Annotated in this window: 19 protein-coding genes; 6 read left to right on the top strand and 13 right to left on the bottom strand. The window is 60.1% G+C overall.

The genetic code is table 11. From position 1 onward, the window contains the following. Positions 1-112 precede the first annotated feature (112 nt). The 9 genes from AB4N47_RS18390 to yaaA all read right to left on the bottom strand — a co-directional run bounded on the left by AB4N47_RS18390 (position 113) and on the right by yaaA (position 13,139). Complete coding sequence (locus tag AB4N47_RS18390) at positions 113-1,237, bottom strand: mannuronate-specific alginate lyase (protein ID WP_123418168.1); 1,125 nt, start codon at positions 1,235-1,237, stop codon at positions 113-115. A gap of 8 nt (positions 1,238-1,245) precedes the next feature. Beyond that, complete coding sequence (locus tag AB4N47_RS18385) at positions 1,246-2,712, bottom strand: alginate O-acetyltransferase (RefSeq protein ID WP_130926963.1); 1,467 nt, start codon at positions 2,710-2,712, stop codon at positions 1,246-1,248. 11 nt (positions 2,713-2,723) lie between these two features. Further along, a complete protein-coding gene (gene algG / locus AB4N47_RS18380) occupies positions 2,724-4,295 on the bottom strand; it encodes a mannuronan 5-epimerase AlgG (RefSeq protein ID WP_122508307.1) in 1,572 nt (523 codons plus the stop codon). Between the two features lie 26 nt (positions 4,296-4,321). Next, complete coding sequence (locus AB4N47_RS18375) at positions 4,322-5,803, bottom strand: alginate export family protein (RefSeq protein ID WP_281877470.1); 1,482 nt, start codon at positions 5,801-5,803, stop codon at positions 4,322-4,324. Further along, on the bottom strand, positions 5,800-7,308 hold the full coding sequence (gene algK / locus AB4N47_RS18370; RefSeq protein WP_212615370.1) for an alginate biosynthesis TPR repeat lipoprotein AlgK: 1,509 nt from the start codon (positions 7,306-7,308) through the stop codon (positions 5,800-5,802). The genes AB4N47_RS18375 and algK overlap by 4 nt, the downstream gene beginning before the upstream one ends. Before the next feature lie 9 nt (positions 7,309-7,317). Further along, complete coding sequence (locus AB4N47_RS18365) at positions 7,318-8,487, bottom strand: alginate biosynthesis protein Alg44 (protein WP_341639134.1); 1,170 nt, start codon at positions 8,485-8,487, stop codon at positions 7,318-7,320. Positions 8,488-8,522: 35 nt separating this feature from the next. Next, complete coding sequence (gene alg8, locus AB4N47_RS18360) at positions 8,523-10,004, bottom strand: mannuronan synthase (RefSeq protein WP_408005039.1); 1,482 nt, start codon at positions 10,002-10,004, stop codon at positions 8,523-8,525. Positions 10,005-10,234: 230 nt separating this feature from the next. After that, entirely contained in the window at positions 10,235-11,551 is a 1,317-nt protein-coding gene (locus AB4N47_RS18355; RefSeq protein WP_341639135.1) for a nucleotide sugar dehydrogenase, read from the bottom strand. 808 nt (positions 11,552-12,359) lie between these two features. Beyond that, entirely contained in the window at positions 12,360-13,139 is a 780-nt protein-coding gene (gene yaaA / locus AB4N47_RS18350; RefSeq protein WP_341639136.1) for a peroxide stress protein YaaA, read from the bottom strand. Positions 13,140-13,444: 305 nt separating this feature from the next. Between yaaA and AB4N47_RS18345 the strand changes: the two genes are divergently transcribed. From AB4N47_RS18345 to AB4N47_RS18320, 6 genes are all read left to right on the top strand, one after another. Then, positions 13,445-14,521 carry a polysaccharide deacetylase family protein gene (locus AB4N47_RS18345; protein WP_374046167.1) on the top strand — a complete coding sequence of 359 codons (1,077 nt, stop codon included), beginning with the start codon at positions 13,445-13,447 and terminating at the stop codon, positions 14,519-14,521. Between the two features lie 338 nt (positions 14,522-14,859). Further along, positions 14,860-16,254 carry a PhoH family protein gene (locus tag AB4N47_RS18340; protein WP_024011685.1) on the top strand — a complete coding sequence of 465 codons (1,395 nt, stop codon included), beginning with the start codon at positions 14,860-14,862 and terminating at the stop codon, positions 16,252-16,254. A 175-nt stretch (positions 16,255-16,429) separates the two neighbouring features. Continuing rightward, entirely contained in the window at positions 16,430-16,903 is a 474-nt protein-coding gene (gene moaC / locus AB4N47_RS18335; RefSeq protein WP_341639138.1) for a cyclic pyranopterin monophosphate synthase MoaC, read from the top strand. Further along, on the top strand, positions 16,900-17,142 hold the full coding sequence (locus tag AB4N47_RS18330) for a MoaD/ThiS family protein (protein ID WP_016771591.1): 243 nt from the start codon (positions 16,900-16,902) through the stop codon (positions 17,140-17,142). Before moaC ends, AB4N47_RS18330 begins: the two co-directional genes overlap by 4 nt. A 2-nt stretch (positions 17,143-17,144) precedes the next feature. Beyond that, complete coding sequence (gene moaE / locus AB4N47_RS18325) at positions 17,145-17,597, top strand: molybdopterin synthase catalytic subunit MoaE (RefSeq protein WP_016771590.1); 453 nt, start codon at positions 17,145-17,147, stop codon at positions 17,595-17,597. 262 nt (positions 17,598-17,859) lie between these two features. Next, positions 17,860-18,636 (top strand): ABC transporter substrate-binding protein, encoded by a 777-nt coding sequence (locus AB4N47_RS18320; protein WP_341639139.1) that lies wholly within the window; start codon positions 17,860-17,862, stop codon positions 18,634-18,636. 101 nt (positions 18,637-18,737) lie between these two features. Here the strand turns inward: AB4N47_RS18320 and AB4N47_RS18315 are convergent, their stop codons facing one another. From AB4N47_RS18315 to rhlB, 4 genes are all read right to left on the bottom strand, one after another. Continuing rightward, a complete protein-coding gene (locus tag AB4N47_RS18315) occupies positions 18,738-19,364 on the bottom strand; it encodes a helix-turn-helix transcriptional regulator (RefSeq protein ID WP_341639140.1) in 627 nt (208 codons plus the stop codon). Between the two features lie 84 nt (positions 19,365-19,448). Continuing rightward, positions 19,449-20,576, bottom strand: a complete 1,128-nt coding sequence (locus tag AB4N47_RS18310) for an NAD(P)/FAD-dependent oxidoreductase (protein ID WP_341639141.1) — start codon at positions 20,574-20,576, stop codon at positions 19,449-19,451. A 149-nt stretch (positions 20,577-20,725) separates the two neighbouring features. Next, positions 20,726-21,670 carry an ornithine cyclodeaminase family protein gene (locus AB4N47_RS18305; RefSeq protein WP_341639142.1) on the bottom strand — a complete coding sequence of 315 codons (945 nt, stop codon included), beginning with the start codon at positions 21,668-21,670 and terminating at the stop codon, positions 20,726-20,728. Positions 21,671-21,787: 117 nt separating this feature from the next. After that, a complete protein-coding gene (rhlB, locus tag AB4N47_RS18300) occupies positions 21,788-23,266 on the bottom strand; it encodes an ATP-dependent RNA helicase RhlB (RefSeq protein ID WP_016771585.1) in 1,479 nt (492 codons plus the stop codon). Positions 23,267-23,270: the final 4 nt, after the last annotated feature.

Raw genomic sequence — 23,270 nt, 5'->3', positions numbered from 1 at the left:
GCTCTGCGTGGGAATGCCTCAATGGCCGCTCTGCGTCCGCTTCGGCATGGGACGCGGAGCGTCCCGGCTGCATTCCCACGCGGAGCGTGGGAACGATCAGCCATCAGTGTTTTCAGGAACCCTTGTTGCCCTTTTCATGCGACGGGTCGTAGACCTTGGTCAGGTCGCCGCCAAGACGGAAAGTCTTGAACGGTTGCATGTCGCGCTTCTTCTCGATCACATCCGGCGCACAGGTGTAGAGCGTGCAGAAGGGTTCGAGCCAGGCGAATTTCATGTCCTCTTTCAGGTCGGTCATGTCCTGCTTTTTGCCGTTCTTTTCTTCGAACTCGTCAGGGTCCTTGACGCCGGCCAACACGCGATCACCCAGACGCTTCAGTGCGCCATTGTTTTCCTGACGCAGATCGACACCGTTGACCTGGGCGAAACTGGCGATCATCGCCAGCGGCGGCAGGGCGTAGTTGTGATAGGCGAGGGCGCGTTGCTGGCGCTTGAGTTCGTTGGGCAGGAAGCCATCGGCATCGACTTGATTGACGCCGACCTTGTATTCCTTGACGGCCCAGTCGAACAGGTCGCGGCGGTTGGTGGCGACGGCGGTGGCCATCACCGACCAGGCGGCCCAGTACGAGTGGTTGTTGGTTTTTTCCAGCGGCAGGTTGTCCCAGTCGCTGACCACCTGATCAGCCATTTTGCTGAACCAGGCTTCGATCAACTGCGCTTCCTGCTGATGCTGGGCCAGCGGATGCGAGTCGGAAAACTTCAGGCGAATGTACGACGAGGCCATGCTGCCCAGCGCCCATTTGCGCATCGACTTGCCGGTGTGGTTGAAGTCTTTGGACATCAACGCGTCAGCCTTGGCCCACGCGGTCAGCCAGTTGAGCGTGCATTCGAGCTGCTCCGGGCGACCGTCGCGCATGAACTGCATGACCCGCTTGGCGGTGCCGCGCTCCAGCGTAGTGATGTCTTTGGTGGTGTCGCGAAAGGCTTTTTCCGACTGCACGTTCAGCGTCGCGCGGGCCTTGTCCGAACCTTCGTATTTGCTGCGAAATTGCAGCGGACCGGTGTATGGCGCCGGCATCGCGTCGCAGCCATCGCTGTTGTCGCCCGTCTTGAATTTATCCACCGGGGCGAAGTAGCCCTGCGGTGGACGCAATGGCGCGGCAGCCTGAGTTGCCCCGGCGAACATCGCCAGGCTCAGGAGTGTCGGTGCCAACAGGTTTTTCAGTTTCGGATTTCGCATAGCAGACCTCATTGCCCGAGCTGCGCGGTCTGTTGACCAGCGCCCGGGAATACGTTGCGTTTGCAGATTTTCGCTTCGACTTTTTGTGGCGCGGCGTCAGGTCCGGCTTCAGGACCCTGGACTTCGACCGCCAGCAGGTTTTGCGAGGCCCAGTCTTCGTCCGTGCGCAGCTCAAAGGCGAAACGACCGTCGGTGTCGGAGGTTTCCGGTTTCTCGATCTTGATGTCCTCGTGGCGACCGTTCATGTACCAGAGGGTGGCTTGCAGGGTTTTCACCGACGTATCGGCGAAGCGGATGTCGACCTGATGGTTGGCGTTTTGCAGGTTCAGGTTCTTGCTGTTGACCAGCAGTTCTTGCTTGCTGCCCGGCTTCAGCGTGGCACTGGCGGACATCTGCGCGTCTTTGCCTTCGCAACCGTTATCGAGCAGCGCCATCATCTGGCGATAGATGGTTTCCTGGTCGAGGCGATACAGCGGCGAGAATTCCCAGATGAGAATCTTCGGCGGGGTCTTCTGGAATTCTTCGCTGCCGAGGTACTGCAGCATCGAACCTTCGAAGCCACCGCCGGGGAAGGCTACGTTGAGGATGTCGGCGCCGATGGCTTCTTCGAGGAAACCGGCGAAGTTGTAGTTCTTGCCGCTGTGCGACGTACCGACCAGGGTGATCTGCGGATTGCCGGAATCGCCGAACAGGTCGCCGTCACCAGCCTCGCCTTTCGGCTCGGTGGTGAACTGGTCCATGTACTGGATCGCGTAGCTGGTGCCGCACAGTTGCCCGGCCATGTTGTGCAGGGTGCCGGTCTTGCCCATGCGCCCGGAGCGCTTGGTCTCGAATTCACGCTTGGGAATGTCGGCGAAGGCCGGGATCTGCTTGACCTTTTCGGCGACGATTTTTGCCGTGCGCTGGGCACCGTAAGGTGTCCAGTGCTGGTCGCCACGGAAGTAGAAATCGTGGGCGGGCAGGGTGTCCGGCAGCGATTCGTTGGTCAGTGGCGACAGGTCAGGCACCACATAGCCCATCTTGGCGAAACGGCCGAGCATGGTCTTGTAGTTACCCAGCGCTTTCTCGTAATCGAACGCGGCTTTTTCCTGCGGGTTGAGCTTGTTGCGGTTCACCAGGCCACGGGTCGGCTGGTAAACGATCACCAGCTCGACGCCTTTGCTCTTGAACGCGTCGTGCAACTGTTGCAGGCGCTTGTAGCCGGCCGGCGTGGTGTTGAACTCGGTGCGCAGGTCTTCCTGGGTACGGAACAGCCAGTCGCCCTGGGCCTGTACCAGGGTGGTGAAGTTCTGCTGATAACGCGTGGTGTAGTTCTTCGCGTCATGGGCCGCCGGGCACAGGTTGCAGCACGGCTCGGCGGTGAACTTCGGTGGCGTGACGCTTGCGCCGTCAGCATCGGCGCGGGCGTTGCCGGCAGCGAGAATGCCGAGGGTCAGGGCCGAGAGGCTGAGCAGTTTGATCATGTGTGGGTGCATAAAAATTATCCTCAGTCCTGCAATTCGGTCTGGCGTTCGACAGGGTCGATCAGCACGGCTTTCTGCTGGCGCACCAACAGATCGAGAATTTCATCCTGGCGCTCGCCGAGGATGCCGTTGAAGCTGATCCCGCTGGACTTGGTCGGCGCCAGCATCGACACGCGATACAGCTCGACACTCAGCGGCGAGTCGATCGACAGCGGGCCGCTGCCGTTGGCTGCCAGCTCGCCGCCGACGACGATCAGCGAGACCTGCGCGTCGAACGGGTCGAGCTTGATGTCACGGTCGGTGTCGGTCAGGTCCTTGATGTGGCCGTAGATACCGGTCAGGCCGTTGGTCATGGCGACGTTTTCGTAGAGGCGGATGTTCACGCTGTTACGAATACGAATGCCGTGACGGGTATTGCTGATGACCTTGTTGCCCCACAGCAGGTTGTCGGCAGACTCGTAGAGCGTGATGCCGTCGGTGTGGTTCTTGTAGATCTCGTTGTAGGCAATGATGTTGTTGACGCTGTTACGGTCGATCACCAGGCCCGACAACTTGTTGTCGAAACTCTTGTTGTTGAAGATGAAGCTGTCGTTGACCTCACGGGAAATAATGATCCCGTGCTTCTTCTTCGTGCCGTGAACGGTGTTCTCGGCAATGATCAGACGGTGCGAGCGGTCATGCGGGTCGATGCCGTAGACGATGTTGTCTTTGTAGGTGTTGCCCTTGACCACAAAGTCGCTGGTTTCGTAGCAGTAGAAGCCGTACCACATGTCCGAGAACTCGGAGCCGACGATCCAGCCGGTCGGTTCCGGGCGCTTGAGGACTTTGGCCATGTTTGGCGTGTACTGGGAAATACTCACCCCGTACGACTTACTGTTGGCGTAACCGAAACTGGCCATCTTGCTGTTGACGATGTAGGTCTCGGTGCCGCCCCAGGCGAGCAGGAACGGACGGAATTCCTTCGGCGAACGGAAGGTCGCCGGGCCGTTGTCCTTCTCGCGCCAGCCGGTGACTTTGGTGTCACGCACAAACAGTTTGCCGTCGTTGACCAGGAACGAACCGGCCTCTTGGGACAGGCGCAGTTCCTGGGTCTGACCATCGATTTCGAGGATGCCTTTCTCGCCGACCACGATCGGCAATTTGGCCAGGTACACGCCCGGAGCGGTCTCGCTGAAATACTGCTTGGGCAGTTTTTTCGCCAGATCCTTGAGGTTCATGTAGCCGTCGTCGATGAAGATGGCCTGCGGGATGCCGTGCTGACGCACCACCCATTCGGCCATCTTGTTATCGCCGCCGATGAAGTCCTTCAGGGCGTTTTCCTGCATCATCCGGCGCACGCTGATCTTGCCCGGTTTGCTGCGCACGATCTTCGCGGCAGCGGCTTCGGCGGTGAAGCCGGACAGGTCGGGCAGTGTCGGCTTGGCCAGTTTCAGCGCGTCGGTCGGCGCGCTGCTGACGGTATAGGTCTTGGCCTGTTGCAGTTCCTTGGCCACGGTCGCAGGTTTGGCCGGTTCAACATTGGCGAAGGCGCTGGCGCTGGCCAGCAGCATCGCGCCGGCCAGCAGGCTGAGTGAGCCTGTTCTGGTGCTGATCATGTCGGGCACTCCCTTGGCGGTTTGCATCAGAAGCGCCAGATCACGTCGATGAATGCGCGGTGCATGTAGGAATCAACCTGGCTGCCATAGGCATCGCCCGGTTTGAACACACCGCCACGGAAACGCACCAGTGCCGAAGGCTCGTCGATCGACTGGCTCAACGCCGCCGGCAACAGGCCTTGCTTGAAGTACTTGGTGACGACCAGGTCCATTTCCTGACCCAGGTCCTTGTTGCCATCTTCAAGCGGCAAGGATGTGCTGGAGAGGATTGCGCCGGTGACGTCGTCGGTGTTGTTTTCCACCGCGTTGATGCCGTTGCTGCCGACCGGCTTGTTGCCGTCGACACGCCAGAACTTGTGGTAGATCAGGCTGGCGTCGTACTCGTCGTTGACCATCCACGAACCGAACAGGGTGGCGGTCTGCATGTTGTTCATTTCGCCACGGAAGGCTTCGCCGAAACGGTGCACGCGAGAGCGGGTACCGGTGTAGTTGGAGCGGTTGCTCTCCAGACCGTTCTGTTCGTAATCGGCACTGGCGCGGGCGTAGGCACCGCCGACTTGCCACTGCGGATCGAGGCGCAGACGCACGCCGACATCGGCGGCCCAGCCGCTGATGTCATCGCTGCGCTTGGCTTGTGTCGGGCGCGTGCCGTCGGCGTTCAGCGCGTTGACCGTGTCACGGTCGCCGCTCATGCCGGTGATGCTGCCCCAGTAGTTGACGGTGTTGGTGTTGCGCCAGTTGTAGGCGTCGCTGTCGGCGGTCAGGCCGATCCAGCTGATGTCGCCGTTCTGAGTTTTGTCCAGCGAGTCGCGCGGCACGCCCGGCTCGGCGTAATCGAGTTTGCCGTCATCGTGGGCATGATGACCGCGAATGCCGACCCACTGCCCCGGCGTCCACTGGTAAGCAGCGTCGGCGTAGGCGTGCAGGCGATCCTTGTCTTTCGGCGCCAGCTCTTTGAGGTCGGTGCGGTATTCGCTGAAGCGCTCGGCCACACCGGCATTGGCCCGCAGCAGGGTGGTATCGAAGGTCCAGTTCAGCGCTTCGATGTTGGTGTCGCGCCATTGGCCGTCGTCATTGCGCAGGCGCTGACGACCGAACTTGAGAATTTCGCCAGGGTAGGGCGTGAAGCCGCTGTAGCCGACCCAGAACTCGCGCATCGCCAGGTAGTTTTTCTTGGTTTCGCGATCACCGCTGTCGGTGGCCTGTTCGCCGTCCGATTGTTGCAGGGTGTCGGTCTCGATGATGTCGGTCGAGGTCACGGCCTGACCCATCGCATAAGCGCTCCACGCGCCGCTTTCGCCGTAGATCCACGGACGCAGGTCGAGGCCCACGCCATTGACGTCGCCGCCGCCGGCAGTGCCGAGGTCACGGTCGTCTTCGGACTGGCCGGTGAGTTTCACTTCCAGACCGAAGTTCTTGCTTTCAGTCATCGCAGCCAGTGTCGGGCAAGACCAGATCAGCGCGAAGGTGAGGCCAATACCGGCCTTCACGAATGGGTTCAGCTTCATAGTTTTTCCTCGCCGTCTTCTTCTTGCAGGGCGTGCAGTTGCAGCGTGTTCGAGTTCAGGGCGCCACGGCTGGCCTGTTCCTGTTGCAACAGGCGGCGGGCTTCGGGCAGGCGCTCGGGCGGCAATTGCGCCTCGAGGGTCGCTGCCAGTTCATCGGCTTGCGGGGTGTTCTGCGCCTTGGCCAGTTGGCTGAACACGTAGGCGTTCAGCGGGTCGGGCTTGGTGCCCTTGCCTTGCGAGAACAACTGGGCGATGGCGAAGTCGGCACTGTTCTGGCCGTTGCGCGCAGCGGTCAGCAGATGGTCGAGAGCTTTCTGCGGATAGACCTTGCCAAGGTAGCCACGACGGTAGATCTGGCCGAGGTAGTAATCGGCAGCGACTTCGCGGCCGACGGCTTTCTGGAAATGTTCCTCGGCGACTTTCGCGTCAGCCGGGACCATTTTGCCTTCGTAGTAGACCTTGCCCAGCAGCAGTTCGGCGCGCGGCTGGTCGGCGGCGCGGCCGTTGTCCAGGTACTTCATCATCTGGTCGACGTCGCCCAGTTCGGGGAAGTCGTAAAGCAATTGCGCGAGGGTGACCCACGACGCCGGGTAGCCCGGAGCGATCGGCTCGAGTAGCGCCTGCGCGGTTTTTTCGTCGGTCTTGCCCAGGGTCGAATCGGCCAGCACGCGGGCCACGGAATCGACACGCTGCGCGGTGACGGTGCCACGGCTGTAACCAGCCTGCATCTGCTTGATCAGCTCGGCCTGTTGATCCGGCTGGCCACGTTTCTGGTAAACGGTGGCGAGTTCGACGTAGCAGATGTCGGTGGTGTTGAGCGCGGCCTTGCAGATTTTTTCCACGTCATCCAGATGCTGGTCGTAGGTGCCTTGGGTGCGATACAGCAGCACCTGCGCCAGACCCGCTTCCGGGTAGCCCGACTTGCGCCACTGATCGATCTGCTGCTGCGCGTTGATGTTGGGGAAGCTGTGCGGGTATTGCAGATACAGCATCGCCAGCGGGATCAACGTGTTGCCTTCGCCATTGGCGGCGGCTTTTTTCAGCAGGGTTTCGGCTTCGTGGTGCTCGGCTTCGGTGGAGCCCGGCTTGGCCACCAGCAGACGACCCAGACGTGCCTGGGCACGCGGCGACACGCTGGCCGCAGCGCGATAGGTCGCTTCGGCCTGTTTCATCTGCGCCGGGTCACGGCTGTCGACCTGGATATCGGCCAGGCCGACTTGCGCCTCGCTGTAACCCAGATCGGCCAGTTGCTGGTAATTCTGCGCAGCGGTGGCGGTGTCGCCACGCTTGAGCGCTTCGTTGGCCAGACGCTGATCGGGCAGCCCGGCGCAACCGGCCATAGAAACTGCTAGTGCCAGCGAGCACACCATCAATCCCATGTGGGAGCGAGCCTGCTCGCGAAGCAGTCGACTCGGTACTTCAGACAAACCGCGCTGGCCCTTTCGCGAGCAGGCTCGCTCCCACAGGGTCGGCGGTGTGTTCAAGTTATGCGTAGTCACAGGCATGTCCTCGACTTAAAGACCGGCAGCCATGGCTTTGTCGATCAGCCAGTTCAGGTTCGGGCCACGGTCGCTGTTCACTTCCACCGGGCGGCCGGCCAGGCTGCTGTCGAGCGGCTCGTCAGGCTGGATCTGCACGCGGATGTCGGAGGACAGGTCGGCGCTCTTCAGGCTGGTGCTGCTGACGATCTTGCCGGTGCGGGTCTTGTCTTCGCCGGCGATCTGGAAGCTCACCGGAGTACCTGGACGCACGTCACCGAACTGGCGATAGGAGAAGCGTGCTTCAACGCTGGCCTGGGTGTTGCGCGGCACCAGTTGGAAGATCACGTCGCCCTTGCTCGCGTACTGACCGTCAGCCACCAGTTGCTGGGCCACGGTGCAATCGCACGGCGAGGTCAGGGTGCCGGTCATTTGCTTGCCGAACAGTTCTTCAACCTTGGCCGGGGCCAGTTGGTCTTCGGCCAGATGGCCCTTGAGTACGTCGAGCATGCTGGTGCTGAAGGTCGCCAGCGGTGCGCCTTTGGCGGCAACGCCGTCGGACTTGACCAGGCTTTGTACGGTGCCGTCGCGCGGCATGGTGATGTTCATCCCCGGCACGCTGACCAGACCGGCCTGGGCGTGGCTGACGAAGTACATGCCATACACCGACTTGAAGATGAAACCGGCAGCGACCAGGCCGACAGCGAAAATGCCGGCGCTGAAGGTCACGGCTTTCAGGCGGCCGAACGGGGTCATGCCGGTGTCGTTGGTCTTGTTCTTGCGCGCCTTGGTGAAGTTGTCGCGCTGCAGGGTCGCCAGCACTTCGCCGATGCTGACGATGTCGCCGGCCAGGTGCGAAGTGATCAGGTGGCGCAGGGTGGAAATGTCCTGCGGCTCGAGGTTCTGGAACTGGCAGCCGGCGCGGCCGGTGGCACGATCGAAAGAACGCACCTGCAGTTCAACGTCCATGGCCAGGCCGAGGTTGTCGATGACAAATTGCAGACGCGCCTTGTACACCTCGCCGATGGTCAGCGGCATCTGCCCGGCGTTGAACGCCAGACCGCCAGCCGACAGATCGAGGACCCGCGCTTCGAGCGGCGTCCGGTCAGGGCCGAAGAAACGCAGCTTGGCCGGGATTTTCACGCGAGCGTGCTGGCGCTGGGCTTCGGATTCATGCACTACGTTGACGTTGACGGCGGTATTCATAGGGGCGATTTCCTTGTTAATTCAATAGGAGCGGGTCAGACCATCATCAGCAGCACGGCGACAAAAATGCTGCCGGCGGAGAAGGTCATGGTCCGAGACGACCAGGTGTTGAACCAACGTTGAAAGCTGGCGAGATCACGGGTCAGGGATGTGGGCTGGCGAGTCCAGGATTGTTGGTCGAGGCGGAAGAACACGTAGATCTTCACCAGGGCGCCAACGATCTGGTTGTAATACAGAATCGCCGGGTAAGCAGGGCCGATGCGGTGGCCGGAACACGACAGCAACAGCGTCAGGATCAGGCGGGTGATGCCGATCCACAGCAGGTACACGAGGATGAACGCGGTGCCGTACTTGAAGCTGGCGATCAGTGCGACGGTCAGACCGAGCAGCGAAGTCCACATCGACACGCGCTGGTCGAACAGCACCACCGAGGTGAATACGCCGAGGCGGCGGATACCCAGACCCAGTGCACGGGAGTTCTGGCGCAGGTTGTTGCCGTACCAGCGGAACATCAGCTTGCGGCTGGCCTTGATGAAGCTCTTTTCCGGCGGATGCTCAACGGTGTTGATCGCGGCGTCCGGCACGTAGAAGGTGTCGTAACCCAGGCGCATCAGGCTGAACCAGCTCGACTTGTCGTCACCGGTCAGGAACTTGAAGCGGCCCAGACGCCAGTGTTGCAGCGAGTCGCTTTCAACGTCGGCGATGAACTCCGGATTGGTCACCACGGAGGCTTTGAATACCGACATCCGACCGGTCATGGTCAGTACGCGCTTGGACAGGGCCATCGAGCACATGTTGATGTGGCGCTGGGCGAAACGCAGCTTGTGCCATTCGCTCATGATGTAGCCGCCGCGCACTTCGCAGAACTCGTTGGTGGTCAGGCCGCCGACATTGCCGAACAGCTGGAACCACGGCACGGTCTTGCGCACGACGCCTTCGCCGAGCACGGTGTCGCCGTCGATCACGGCCACCACGGCACGGTCGTCCGGCAGGTGGCGGGAGATCGCGCGAAAACCGAAGGCCAGACCATCGCGCTTGCCGGTACCGGGAATACGCACGAAGTCGAGCTTGACTCGCTCCGGCGGATTCATCCGTGCCCACAGCGCCTTGACCAGCAGCTCGTCGGACATTTCCACGATCGAGCAGACAATGGTGGTCGGCAGTTCGCAGTCGATGGCTTCGCGGATCACCGAGCTGTAGACCTGCGCGGTGGTCAGCGCGTCAATACGAAAGCTCGTGACCATCAGAAACACATGCGACGGATCGGCCGCTTTACCCAGCTTGCGTACTTTGCGACGCAGGTGCGGGTAAACGATGTAGAGAAAAATCATGCCGCGCACAAAGTGCGTTGCACCCATCGAGTAGCGCCAGATACCCACGGCGCCAATCAGGAAAATGAAGTCCTTCGACTCGGAGTCGAATGTGGACGTGGGCAGCATCAAGGCCAGGCCCATCAACAAACTTAGGTAAAACAGCCAACCGGCGGCCTGAAGTAGGCCGTGTCTTAGCCTGTGCATAATCTGCATCCGTCTCTATCTCGGGCTGGGCCCGATGGGGTTAAGGCAGGCTCATCAATGGCCCACTGTAGGAGCTGCCGAAGGCTGCGATCTTTTGATCTTCTGGGTGTTCACTCACGACTCAAGTGAGCCCGGTAAAGATCGCAGCCTCGTTTCACTCGTCAGCTCCTACCACGGGTTCACACAGTCAGTGCGCGGCGACGCGGTATGCGGTGCCGCGCAATGTCTGCTTACCAGCAGATCCCTTCGGTGCGGCTACCGGCGCTGGTGGACTTGGACATGAAGCCCACCAGGTCGATGACTTGCTTGCCCTGCGGCGCTTCCTGGGCCAGCGAACGGAACTTCTCGTCGCGGTTGCCGAGGATGATCACGTCGGAGTTGTCGATCACCGAGTCGAAGTCGGAGTTGAGCAGGGACGACACGTGCGGAATCTTCGATTCGATGTAGTCCTTGTTCGCACCGTGGACACGGGCGTATTCGACGTTGCTGTCGTAGATGCTCAGGTCGTAACCCTTGCCGATCAGCATTTCCGCCAGTTCGACCAGCGGGCTTTCGCGCAGGTCGTCGGTGCCGGCCTTGAAGCTCAGACCGAGCAGGGCGACTTTGCGTTTTTCATGGCTTTCGACGATATCGAAGGCGTTTTGCACTTGCGACTCGTTACTGCGCATCAGCGAGTTGAGCAGCGGCGCTTCGACGTCCAGGGAACCGGCGCGGTAGGTCAGCGCGCGCACGTCTTTCGGCAGGCACGAGCCGCCGAACGCGAAGCCCGGGCGCATGTAGTACTGGGACAGGTTCAGGGTCTTGTCCTGGCAGACCACGTCCATCACTTCACGACCATCGACGCCGACCGCTTTGGCGATGTTGCCGATCTCGTTGGCGAAGGTCACTTTGGTCGCGTGCCAGACGTTGCAGGTGTACTTGATCATCTCGGCAACGGCGATGTCCTTGCGGATGATCGGTGCGTCGAGTTCTTCGTACAGCGATTGCAGAACGTCGCCCGACGCGGTGTCGAACTCGCCGATGACAGTCATTGGCGGGTGATCATAGTCAGCGATGGCGGTGGATTCGCGGAGGAATTCAGGGTTGACCGCAACGCCAAAATCGACGCCAGCCTTCTTGCCCGAGCAGTCTTCCAGAATCGGGATGACCACGTTGGCCACGGTGCCTGGCAACACGGTGCTGCGCACGACGATGGTGTGACGGGTGGTTTTTTCACGCAGGACAAAACCGATCTCGCGGCACACGGCCTCGATGTAGTTCAGTTCCAGGTCGCCGTTCTTTTTGCTCGGCGTGCCGACGCAGATCATCGACAGGTCGGTATCACGAATCGCCTCGGCGAAGTTGGTCGTACCGCGCAGACGAGCGGTCTGGACTCCCTGTTGCAGCAGTTCGCCCAAGCCCGGTTCTACAATCGGCGATTTGCCGGCGTTAATCATGTCGATCTTGTCTTTGGCAACATCGACGCCAACTACGTCATGGCCCCGTGCAGACAGGCAACCGGCACATACTGCGCCAACGTAACCCAAACCAAATATGCTGATGCGCATCGCAATTACCTCTGTATATATCAGGCCTTAGAGGCCGGAGTTAATGGTGTTCAGCGGTCACTAGTGCACTCGGAAGTGCGGCTTACAGGCGCCACAATGCCGTGTGCAGGCATACAAAGTTCCGAGTGTCTAATAAGTGCACTCAAGATGTGCGCAACTAGGCCTTGTTGTTATGACTTGCCCTGTTATGCAGCCGATCTTCCGTGCGGGAAGACTCTAGTGCAGTCGTGTAGCCTGCTCGACGTCCGGTAGGGAGCCGGTAAATCAAGCAGTTAGGTGCTCAGGCGAGCACGTTTATAGGGGCGCGGCCTTGGCCTTTGTAGGGGATATTAATGGTGCGTATCTCCTGTCCTTCGATTGTTTTGAGACTAGTTAGTCACTCAGGCAAGTTGCTTTGACAACTTGGTTACATGGCTATCAGCTCTGCGTAAGTTATCTCGTACAAACTCGGCGAGAATCGTTACCGGTGGTATGAGCAACGCATTTGGACATAGTTCCAGCCCGCTCATCGTGCCAGCCGAAATTTTTTGAAATATTGATGAAGATGGCACTGGGTGCAAATTGATAGCACTAACGATTTCGCCCTTTAGTTATCGGGACGAAACCGGGGTCGATAGTTTTGTGCCACTACGGGTAAAAAATTTAGGTGCCACTACTGAAAAAAAACTTCAGTGTCGAGTGAAACTAAAATTAGAAAATAGAGTGTGGTTTTATTGGCGCCATGAATTTGGCGATATGTCGCGAGGGGATTTTGACTTCGGGCGGACTGCACGACTCCTGAGGAAAAGAGTCGTGCAAAGGGCATGCTTTATTCCGGGGCGTGGTCGCGCAAAAACACCAGATTGTCAGGTTTCGATTGTTCGGCGCTGTAGCGATAACCCTGGACATCGAATTGCTTGAGCTGAGCCGGGTCGTTGATGCGTTCCTGGACCACAAAACGGCTCATCAGACCGCGCGCTTTCTTCGCGTAGAAACTGATGATCTTGTACTGGCCGTTCTTCTGATCCTTGAACTCGGTATTGATGATCCGCGCCTTCAACGCGCTGCGCTTGACCGCGGAAAAGTATTCGTTGGATGCAAGGTTGAGCAGTACGTCATCGCCTTGCTCGGCCAGCGCTTCGTTCAGCCACTCGCTGATGCGCGTGCCCCAGAACGCATACAGATCCTTGCCACGGGCGTTGGCCAGTTTGGTGCCCATTTCCAGGCGATAGGGTTGCATCAGGTCCAGCGGCCGCAGCAGGCCATATAGGCCGGAGAGCATGCGCAGGTGTTTTTGCGCGTAATCGAATTGCGCCTCGCTGAAGGATTGCGCATCCAGACCGGTGTACACATCACCCTTGAAGGCGAGCAGGGCCTGTTTGGCGTTTTCCGGGGTGAAGGCCGGCGTCCAACTGCCAAAACGCGCGGCGTTGAGGCCACCGATCTTGTCGGACACGTGCATCAACTCGCTGATCTGCGCCGGACTCAGCTCGCGCAGCTGCTGGATCAGTTCCTGGGAATGGTCGAGGTACTGCGGCTGGGTAAAGCGCTGGGTCGCCGGCGGTGTTTCGTAGTCGAGGGTCTTGGCGGGGGAAATCACCATCAGCATGAAGTCGTCTCCTTTAATCGTGGGGGCGATTCTAGGGGGTTGTCCTTGTTGACTCCAGCTATGAACGTGATAGGTGATCGGTGGTGACATGGAACAAGATCGCAGCCTTCGGCAGCTCCTACAGATTGCGCTCGACATGAAACTGCAATGAATTCAATGGGGACAGGTAGGAGCTGCCGAAGGCTGCGATCTTTTGATCTTTGTTTTGATCCACCCGCGATATAGTGCCGCGCGGGTTTTGTTATGGAGACATCCCTTTGCGCATTGTTCTTTTACTCACCGCGTGGCTGCTGAGCTTCGGCGCCATGGCGGCGCCCGGTGATGCGGCGACGCTGGATCGCACGACCTGGCCGGAGCAGCTCAGCAACCCGACGCTGTTCGACGTCGCGTCGCGGGCGGAAATCCTCATGTTCGCTCGCGGCCTGCTCGGCACCGAGTCCATCGACGAGGCGGCACTGGCCCAGCGCCTGGGCCTGCGCACGGTCAATATCGATGCGGTCAATCAGCTGCGCCAGCGTCTCTGGCAGCGCTTGCTCGCCAACTACAACCACGCCCAGCAAAGCTGCGATCAGGACGCCTCGTTCTGCTTCCTCGTCGAAGACCTGCCGACGCTGCGCGAGCAGGCGGCCAAGTTCGTCGTCAGCGACGACAGCTATTACACCAAGTGGGCCGAGCCGAGCCGGATCTTCCATTTGCAATACCTCGACGAGCTGATGCGCAAGGCCGCGCTGTCACCGCAAACCAGTAACGAATTCGATCGTTTCGGCGACTACGAGCGCAACGGCGACGACATGCACGACCGGCTGTTTCTGCTGACTTTCGACAGCGCCGCCAACGCGCAACCGGACAACACCGACTGGCTGACCGAATACCTGCGCAAGTCCAATCTGAGCGGAACGTTCTTTGTTCTGGGCAAGGATATTCAGGCACGACTCGCCGGCCGTTCGGTCAGCAGCCTGCAAGCGAGTTTCTCCCGGCAGTGCGTGGGCGTGCAGGGCTGGGAGTTCCGCTCCCACAGCCATTGGCAGGACTGGCAGGATTCGGTGCGACGCAGCGCCGATCTGGTGAAGAACAAACTGCCGGAAAACTACGTGCCGCTATTCCGTCCGCCGGATGGCCAGCGCCGCAGTGATGCACAAGGTTTCTTCAACAGCCAGGGCCTGCAAGTGGCACTGTGGGACATCGATGCCCAAGACGGTGCCGGCAAGCTCAAGGGGCCGGCGAGCGCGCAGCGGGTGCTGACCCTGATGCTGTTGTGGCGGCACGGGGTGATCAATTTCAACATGAAACAGGATGCGGTGAAGACGTCGCTGCCGTGGCTGATCACCCAGACTGCGCAGAGCGGCATTGGCTGGGAAGACTGTCAGGACGCGTTTCGTTGAGAAATGAGAAAAAGCCCGTAAACATTGGACTTGGGGTGATTTTCAGGAGGAATTCGATGCAGGCGGACTTCCGACTTTAGCGGGGTACGGGGAGTCCGCCAAGGGCTTTTCGTCACTCTGCAAAATAAACTTAAAAAAACCGTCAAAGTGCTTTTTTATGTCATCGGTTTTGGAGTATTACGAAGACAGACCGCCGAAACCTGCAACACAGGTGGCGTCTTCCCAGACTCCTATTGTGTGCAGTTCATCCAGGCCCTCGTGGATGAATTCGGCAGTCACCTCGAGGCGCAGCACTGTCAAGGTATTGCGTCGAATGGCTCCCACAAAGGTGACCGAGTATGGATGATCACGGACGCAGCCCTTCCTCCAACCAGCCAATCCTGTATGTACTCGATACCAACGTATTGATTCACGATCCAAATGCCCTGCTGAATTTCGAAGAACACCACGTCGCCATCCCGATGACCGTGCTGGAAGAGCTGGACAAGCTCAAGAGCGGCCATCACAGCGTGGCCGCCGAATGCCGTCAGGCGATCCGTCTGATCGACAAGACCCTGGGCGATGCGTCCCCCGAGGACGTCGAACTCGGTGTGCCGATCCAGCGCGGCAAGGGCGGCCCGAAAGGCTTGCTGTCAATTCTGATGAGCAAGCAGGCCGAGTCGAACCTGATTCTGCCCGAGCACCTGAACGACAACAAAATCATCAACCAACTGATTGATCTGCATACCCGCGATCCGCAGAAACCGGTGGTGCTGGTCACCAAAGACATCAACATGCGGCTCAAGGCGCGCGCCTGTGGCATCGATGCCGAGGACTACAGCACCGACCAGTTGGTCGATGACGTGTCCCTGCTGCCCAACGGCTACCACAACATGACCGGCTCATTCTGGGACCGCGTGAGCAAGGTCGAAACCCGTCAGGACCACGGCCGCACCTGGCATCAAGTGCAACTGATCGACAACCTGCCGGCCGTGCACATCAACGAGTTCATCATCGACGAGCAGGGCTTTGTCGGCTGGATCAAGGAAATCCAGGAAGACCGCCTGCTGATCCTCGACCTGCATCAGGAACCGCTGTTGCATCAGGAGGCGTGGGGCCTGAAGCCGCGCGACATCTATCAGAGTCTGGCCCTGTATGCGTTGCTTGACCCGGACATTCATCTGGTCAACCTGTCCGGCGCCGCCGGCTCCGGTAAAACCATTCTGGCGCTGGCCGCTGCGATCGAGCAGACCATGGTCAGCAAGCGTTATCGCCGCATCATCGCCACCCGCAGCGTGCAGGGCCTGGATCAGGAAATCGGTTTCCTGCCCGGCACCGAAGCGGAGAAAATGGAGCCTTGGCTGGGCGCCATCACCGACAACCTCGAAGCCTTGCACATGGATGACGAAAACACCCATGGCAGCGTCGACTACATCCTCAGCAAAGTGCCGTTGCAGTTCAAATCGCTCAACTACATTCGCGGTCGCAGCTTCCAGCAAAGCCTGATCCTGATCGACGAGTGCCAGAACCTCACGCCGCACCAGATGAAAACCATCATCACCCGTGCCGGCGCCGGTTCCAAAGTGGTGTGCCTAGGCAACCTGGCGCAGATCGACACCCCTTACCTGTCCGCGACCAGCTCCGGGCTGACCTACCTGACCGAACGCTTCAAGGACTTCCCCAACGGTGTGCACATCACCCTGCAAGGGGTGCCTCGCTCGATCCTGGCCGAATACGCCGAATCGCATCTCTAAAAGGAGCAGCTACAAGCTTCAAGCCGCAAGCTACAAGTGGTCCGAGTGAAATTCACTTGCCGCTTGAAGCTTGCGGCTTTCGGCTGTTTAAATGCGAGCTTTCCTGACGCCTGCCTACCGCGCTTTAACTTGCCGCTTGTAGCTTGCCGCTCGCAGTTGCCTCAAGGAGGCCCTCGTGCTGACTCATCTCGATTCCCAAGGTCGCGCCAACATGGTCGACGTCACTGAAAAAGCCGTGACGTTCCGTGAAGCGACCGCTCAAGCGCTGGTGCGCATGCTCCCTGAAACCCTGCAGATGATCGTCAGCGGCGGCCACCCCAAGGGCGATGTGTTCGCCGTGGCGCGCATCGCCGGGATTCAGGCGGCGAAGAAAACCAGCGATCTGATTCCCCTGTGCCATCCGCTGATGCTGACTGGCGTCAAAGTCGAACTCAGCGCCGAGGGTGAGAACAGCGTGCGTATCGTCGCGCGCTGCAAGTTGTCCGGGCAGACCGGTGTCGAGATGGAAGCGCTGACCGCCGCCAGCGTCGCCGCCCTGACCATTTACGACATGTGCAAAGCCGTCGACCGTGGCATGACCATCGAAAGCGTGCGTCTGCTGGAGAAAGTCGGCGGCAAGAGCGGCCACTTCCAGGCGGAGCAACCATGAAACTGACCGTGAAATTTTTTGCCCGCTACCGTGAAGCGCTGGGCGTGGATTCAGTTGCGGTTGAAGGCGATTTCGCCACCGTCGATGACGTTCGCGCACTGTTGGCGCAACGTGATGGCGCCGAAGTGCTGAGCGAGCAGAACCTGATGTGCGCACGTAACGAAGACCTCTGCCAGCTCGACGAGCCGGTGGTCGATGGCGACGAAGTGGCGTTTTTTCCCACCGTGACCGGAGGCTGAGCATGGCGATTCGCGTGCAGGCCACGCCGTTCGATCCGGGCGCTGAAGTCAATGCGATGCACGCGGCCAATGTCGGCGTTGGCGCGGTGGTGAGCTTTGTCGGTTACGTGCGCGACTTCAACGACGGTCTCGACGTGGCCGGGATGTTCCTCGAGCATTATCCGGGTATGACCGAAAAAGCCCTCGGCAAAATCGCCGTCGAGGCTGAGCAGCGCTGGCCGCTGCTGAAGCTAGAAGTGCTGCACCGCATTGGCGCGCTGGAACCGGGCGAGCCGATCGTCTTCGTCGGCGCCGCCAGCGCCCATCGCCAGGCCGCGTTCGATGCCTGCGCCTTCGTCATGGACTACCTGAAAACCCGCGCGCCGTTCTGGAAAAAAGAAAACACCAGTGATGGACCGCGCTGGGTTGAAGGGCGGGACAGTGATCATGCGGCTGCGGATCGCTGGAAAAAGTAATTCCTGTATCGCTCATCAGTCAGTCTTCGCGAGCAGGCTCGCTCCCACATTTGAAATGCGTTCCCCTGTGGGAGCGAGCCTGCTCGCGAAGGGGCCTTCTGAAACACCAAAAATTCCTACCGCTCTGCCGGATTGACGATTTGTACCTGAGAGTCCAGTATGGATTTCCAAGTACAAAAAAGCTTCTGTCTTGCAGCTATCAGCTTGCCGCTTGTAGCTGCTCTTCTTCGCCAAACCAACAACAACCCGCGAGAGAACGAACATGAAGAAATTCCCCCTCATTACCGGCCTTGCCTTCAGCCTGCTGGCCTGTGCCAGCACCTTTGCCGCCGAGAAAACCTTGCGCATCGGCATCGAAGCGGCCTACCCGCCATTCGCGTCGAAAACCGATAAAGGTGAAATCGTCGGTTTCGACTACGACATCGGCAACGCCCTGTGTGCGCAGATGAAGGTCAAGTGCGTGTGGGTTGAAGGTGAGTTCGACGGGCTGATTCCTTCGCTGAAAGTGAAGAAGATCGACATGGCGCTGTCGTCGATGACCATCAATGAAGATCGCAAGAAGTCCGTGGATTTCAGCCACAAGTATTACTTCACTTCTTCGCGTCTGGTTATGAAGGAAGGCGCGACGGTGGATGATCAGTACGCCAGCCTCAAAGGCAAGAACGTCGGCGTGCAGCGCGCGACCACCACTGATCGTTATGCCACCGAGGTGTTCGAACCCAAGGGCATCAACGTCAAGCGCTACAGCAACAACGAAGAAATCTACATGGACCTGGCGGCGGGGCGCCTTGATGCGATTTTTGCCGACACCATTCCGCTTAACGACTTTCTGTCGATGCCGCGCGGCAAGGGTTATGCGTTTGTCGGGCCAGAGCTGAAGGATCCGAAGTACGTGGGCGAGGGTGCGGGGATTGCCGTGCGCAAGGGCAATGCTGAGCTGGTCAGCCAGTTGAACAGCGCCATCGACGGGATTCGCGCGAATGGCGAATATCAGAAGATTTCCGAGAAATATTTCAAGACCGATATCTACGGCGATTGATCAAGCGCTTTCGCGAGCAGGCTCGCTCCCACAGGGGTAACGCATTCCAAATGTGGGAGCGAGCCTGCTCGCGAAGAGGCCAGCGCTGGCGATGCAAATCTTCAGCCCTTCAATTCCTTCAAATGCTTGTACACCGTCGCCCGCCCCATGTTCAGCACATTGGCCACGTAGTTCGAGGCGCTCTTGCCCTTGAACGCGCCCTCGGCGTGCAGCGCCAGCACCAGTTCGCGTTTGTGATCGCGGGTCAGCAGGTTCAGGCTCAACTGCCGCTCGCGCAACCAGGCGTGGAGGAAGGTGTTGATGCGCTCCTGCCAGTCATCACGGAACAGCGAGTCCGGCTGCGGAATCAGTTTGCTCGGCGAGAGAAACAGGTCCAGCGCCGCCTTGGCGTTCTCGAACAGGGAAATATTCAGATTGATGCACAGCACCGCCAGCGGACGACCTTCGCTGTCACGCAGCACGGTGCTCAGGCTGCGAATTTTCTGGCCGTCCCAGTTGAGCTTTTCGTACGGGCCGATGTTCCTCTCGCTGACATCCTCGCTGAGCATGTCTTCCAGCGACGAGTCGTCGCCGATCTCGCGCTTGGACAGGTTGTTGGCGATGTAGTCGACCTTCTGCGTGCGCAGGTCGTGCAGCACCACCTCGGCATGGGGAAAGAACAGCGTGGCGATGGCGTCGGCGATGGCGCGGAAGTTATCCAGCGCCGGGTCGAATTCGGGGGCAGTCATGACAATGAAACTCCAGGCAGCGTCAGCGCCCCTTGTGCCGGGGCGCTGCGAGTGTGCCGCAATCTTTTCGACGAGTCGATGCGATCAAGCCAGTCGGGCCGGGGAGAGCATGGCGCTGTCCAGACCGAATTGATGCAGGTGCTCGGGAAACGGCTCGCCGCGCACCAGCGCCGCACTGGCCTGGGCCATCGCTGGCGACGTCTGGATGCCGTAACCACCCTGCGCGGCGACCCAGAACAACCCCGGCACCTGCGGATCGAAGCCGCTGAGCAAATCACCGTCGGCAACGAAACTGCGCAGACCGGCCCAGGTGCGGGTCGGACGGCGGATGGTCAGCGTGGTGGCCTCTTCGATCTGATAGATGCCCATCGCGATGTCGAGTTCTTCCGGCTGCACGTCGTGCGGTTCGACCGGATCGGCGTTGGCCGGCGAGCCGAGGAACATGCCGGCGTCGGGCTTCATGTAGAAGGATTCGTCGAGGCTGACCAGCATTGGCCAGTGATGAGTGTCCACGCCTTCCGGGCCGGCAAAGATAAATGCGGCGCGGCGCTTCGGTTGCAGCCCCAGCGGCTGCGCTCCGGCCAGGGCAGCGATCTTGTCGGCCCAGGCACCGGCGGCGTTGATGAGCACCGGTGCGCTGAATGTCTCGCCGTTGGTCTGCACGATCCACAGGCCATCGGCATCGCGGCTCAAGCCGAGCACCTCGCAATCGGTGCGGACTTCGCCGTGATTGCGCCGAATGCCGCGCAGGTAGCCTTGATGCAGCGCGTCGGTGTCGATGTCGCAGGCCGATGGATCGTAGATCGCGCCGTGGACTTTGTCCCGGCGCAGGATCGGCAGACGCGCGCAGGCTTCGTCGGCGCTGAGCAGTTGCATCTGCGGCACCGTGGCTTTGGCGCTGAGGTATTGGTTGTTCAGTTCGGCGGGATCACCGATGAAGTCGACGGTCATTTCGCCGCGTGGGGTCAGCAGCGGGTGCTCGCAGAAGCCGCTTGGAGGGCTGTCGAAAAACTCGCGGCTGGCCTGAGTCAGTGCGCGGACCTGTGCGGTGCCGTAAGCGGCGGTGTACAGCGCGGCGGAGCGACCGGTGGAGTGATAGCCGGGATGGGTTTCACGCTCGAGCACGATCACTTTGCCGTGCGGCGCCAGCCAGAACCCGGTAGAAGCGCCGGCAATCCCGCCGCCGATGATGATGAAATCTGCGTGGTTCATGTAGGTCTCCAGTGGGTACGCAATATCAAGGCGTTCGCTAGTCCCTTGTGGGAGCGAGCCTGCTCGCGAAAGCGGTGTATCAGTCGACATCTTCGGTGATGTCAGACCGCATTCGCGAGCAGGCTCGCTCCCACAGGGGATTTTTGGCGTTAGTGGGTTAAGTGATAAACCGCATTGGCGAGGGCAATGTCTTCCAGGCCCAAGCCGATTGAACGGAAGAACACGTGACGGTTGTAACCCGGGCGCTGTACTTTTTCGCTGAGCAAGTCGGCGAGGTCGCCGACAATCGAATCCTTGCTCCAGCCATGCTGTTCGGCGGCAATCAGCATCTCACCAGCCGAACCCGGCGTGGTCAGACGATAGTCGCAGAACACCTGCATGTCGTTGAGGCTTTGCGGCGGTACTTCATGGGCGCGCGGGGCGTTGGTGCTGATCGAGGTGATCAGCGCCGGTTTGTGCAGTTGCGCCGGATCGATCACCGGCCCGGCAGACGAGGTGCAGAGCATGATCACGTCAGCATCGGAGATGGCGGTCTCGCGGCTGTCGGCAATCTTCAGTGACGGCGCGATGGACTTCAACACAGTCTGTGTTTCCGCATCTTCCAGCAGCGATGGCGAATACAGGCTGATGCTCTGCCAGTCGCGCAGCGCCTTGGCGTAATGCAGATGCGCCTGAGCGACCTTGCCGCTGCCGATGATTGCCAGTCGCTGGGCGTCCAACGGGGCGAGGGCGTCGACCGCCACTGCCGTGGTCGCAGCGGTGCGGGCGGTGGTTAGTTCGCCGGCATCACAGAGCAGCAGCGGTTGGCCGGTTTTCATCGACATCAACAATGTCCATGCCGTCACCAGCGCACCCTGCTCACGGACGATGTACGGCGAAGTCTTCACTCCGTACACGCCATCCTCGGCCAGCACGCCCAGATAATTGATGAAGTCGCCGGCGCCCTGCGGGAACTCGACCCATTGCTGCGCCGGCTGCACGGCGTTACCGGCCGCCAGATCGCGGAACAGCTTGCGCAGGATTTGCGGAACATCGATACGCGCCAATAGCTCATGGGCCTGGGCTTGATCGATCACATAAGGCGTACTGGACATTTCGCGCTCTGAAACTAAACTTATTTTTCCATTATGGACTTTTAGTTCTGGCGAGCAACCATCGGGCATAAAAAAAGCGCAGTCCGTTTCCGGCTGCGCTTTCTCATATAGCGGGGCTTACTGCGGACGCTTGCGCTCAACCGCACGCAGCAGATGCGTCGGCGGGGTTTCGCAGCTGATCTTGCGACCAAGCTTTTCTTCGATCGACGGCAACTGGTAGGAGTCGTCCTCGCCGGCAAAGCTGATCGACACACCGTCAGCGCCTGCGCGACCGGTACGGCCGATGCGGTGCACGTAGTCGTCAGGCACTTCCGGCAGGGTGAAGTTGATCACGTGGCTGATGCCGTCGATGTGGATGCCGCGACCGGCGACATCGGTTGCGACCAGCACGCGAATCTTGCCTTCGCGGAAACCTTCCAGAGTCTTGATGCGCTTGTGCTGCGGTACGTCGCCGGACAGCTGCGCGGCGTTGATGCCGTCACGCACCAGACGCTCTTCGATGCGGCGTACTTCGTCCTTGCGGTTGGCAAACACGATGACCCGCTCCCAACCGTTGTCGTTGACGAGGTTATAGAGCAGTTTGTATTTGTCGGCAGCGGCCACGGCGTAGATGTGCTGCTCGACGTTCTCGTTGGCGACGTTGGTGATTTCGATTTCGACGATGGCCGGGTCGGTGGTCCATTGCTTGGCCAGATTCATCACGTCTTCGGTGAAGGTCGCGGAGAACAGCAGGGTCTGGCGCTCGGACTTCGGTGGGGTCTGGCGAATGATCTGCCGTACCTGCGGGATGAAGCCCATGTCGAGCATGCGGTCGGCTTCGTCCAGGACCATTACTTCAACCATGTCCAGATGCACGTCGCCGCGCTGGTTGAAGTCGAGCAAGCGGCCCGGCGTGGCGACGAGGATGTCGCAATGACGTGCTTCGAGGTGCTTGAGCTGTTTGTCGAAGTCCATGCCACCGACGAAGGTCATGACGTTGAGGCCGGTGTACTTGGTCAGGTCAGCGGCGTCCTTGGCGATCTGCACCACCAGTTCGCGGGTCGGCGCGATGATCAGCGCGCGCGGCTCGCCCATGTAGCGCTCTTTCGGCGGCGGCGTCTGCAGCAACTGGGTGATGATCGAGATCAGGAACGCGGCGGTCTTGCCGGTGCCGGTCTGCGCGCGGCCAATGGCGTCTTTGCCGGCGAGGGTGAAACCCAGCACCTGCGCCTGGATCGGCGTGCAGTACGGAAAGCCCAGGTCCTGGATGGCGTGCATCAGTTCCGGAGCAAGCTTGAAATCGTGAAAGCGGGTTTTGCCTTCCTGCGGCTCGACGACGAAGTCTTCGAGTTTCCATGGAATGACCGGTGCCTTGGGCTTCGGTTCGCGACGTGGCCTGGCCGGTTTCGGCGCTTCGCTGGGTGCAGGCTCTACGGCAATTGGCGCTGGCGCAGCGGGTATTTCTTCTGGCTTCGGTGCGGCTGCGGGAGCGGGGCGGTCGGCCTGCGGGGCATCGGTGCGATGACCGGGGGCGTGCGACGGCGCACTGGGAACTGGCGCGAGCTGCTCAGCCTCGCTTTTACCGAACATCTTCTTGAGTGCTTTGAGCACGGTCATCTCA

This window comes from Pseudomonas sp. S3_G06, assembly GCF_054667565.1.
This window is presented reverse-complemented; position numbering and strand designations above follow the sequence as displayed.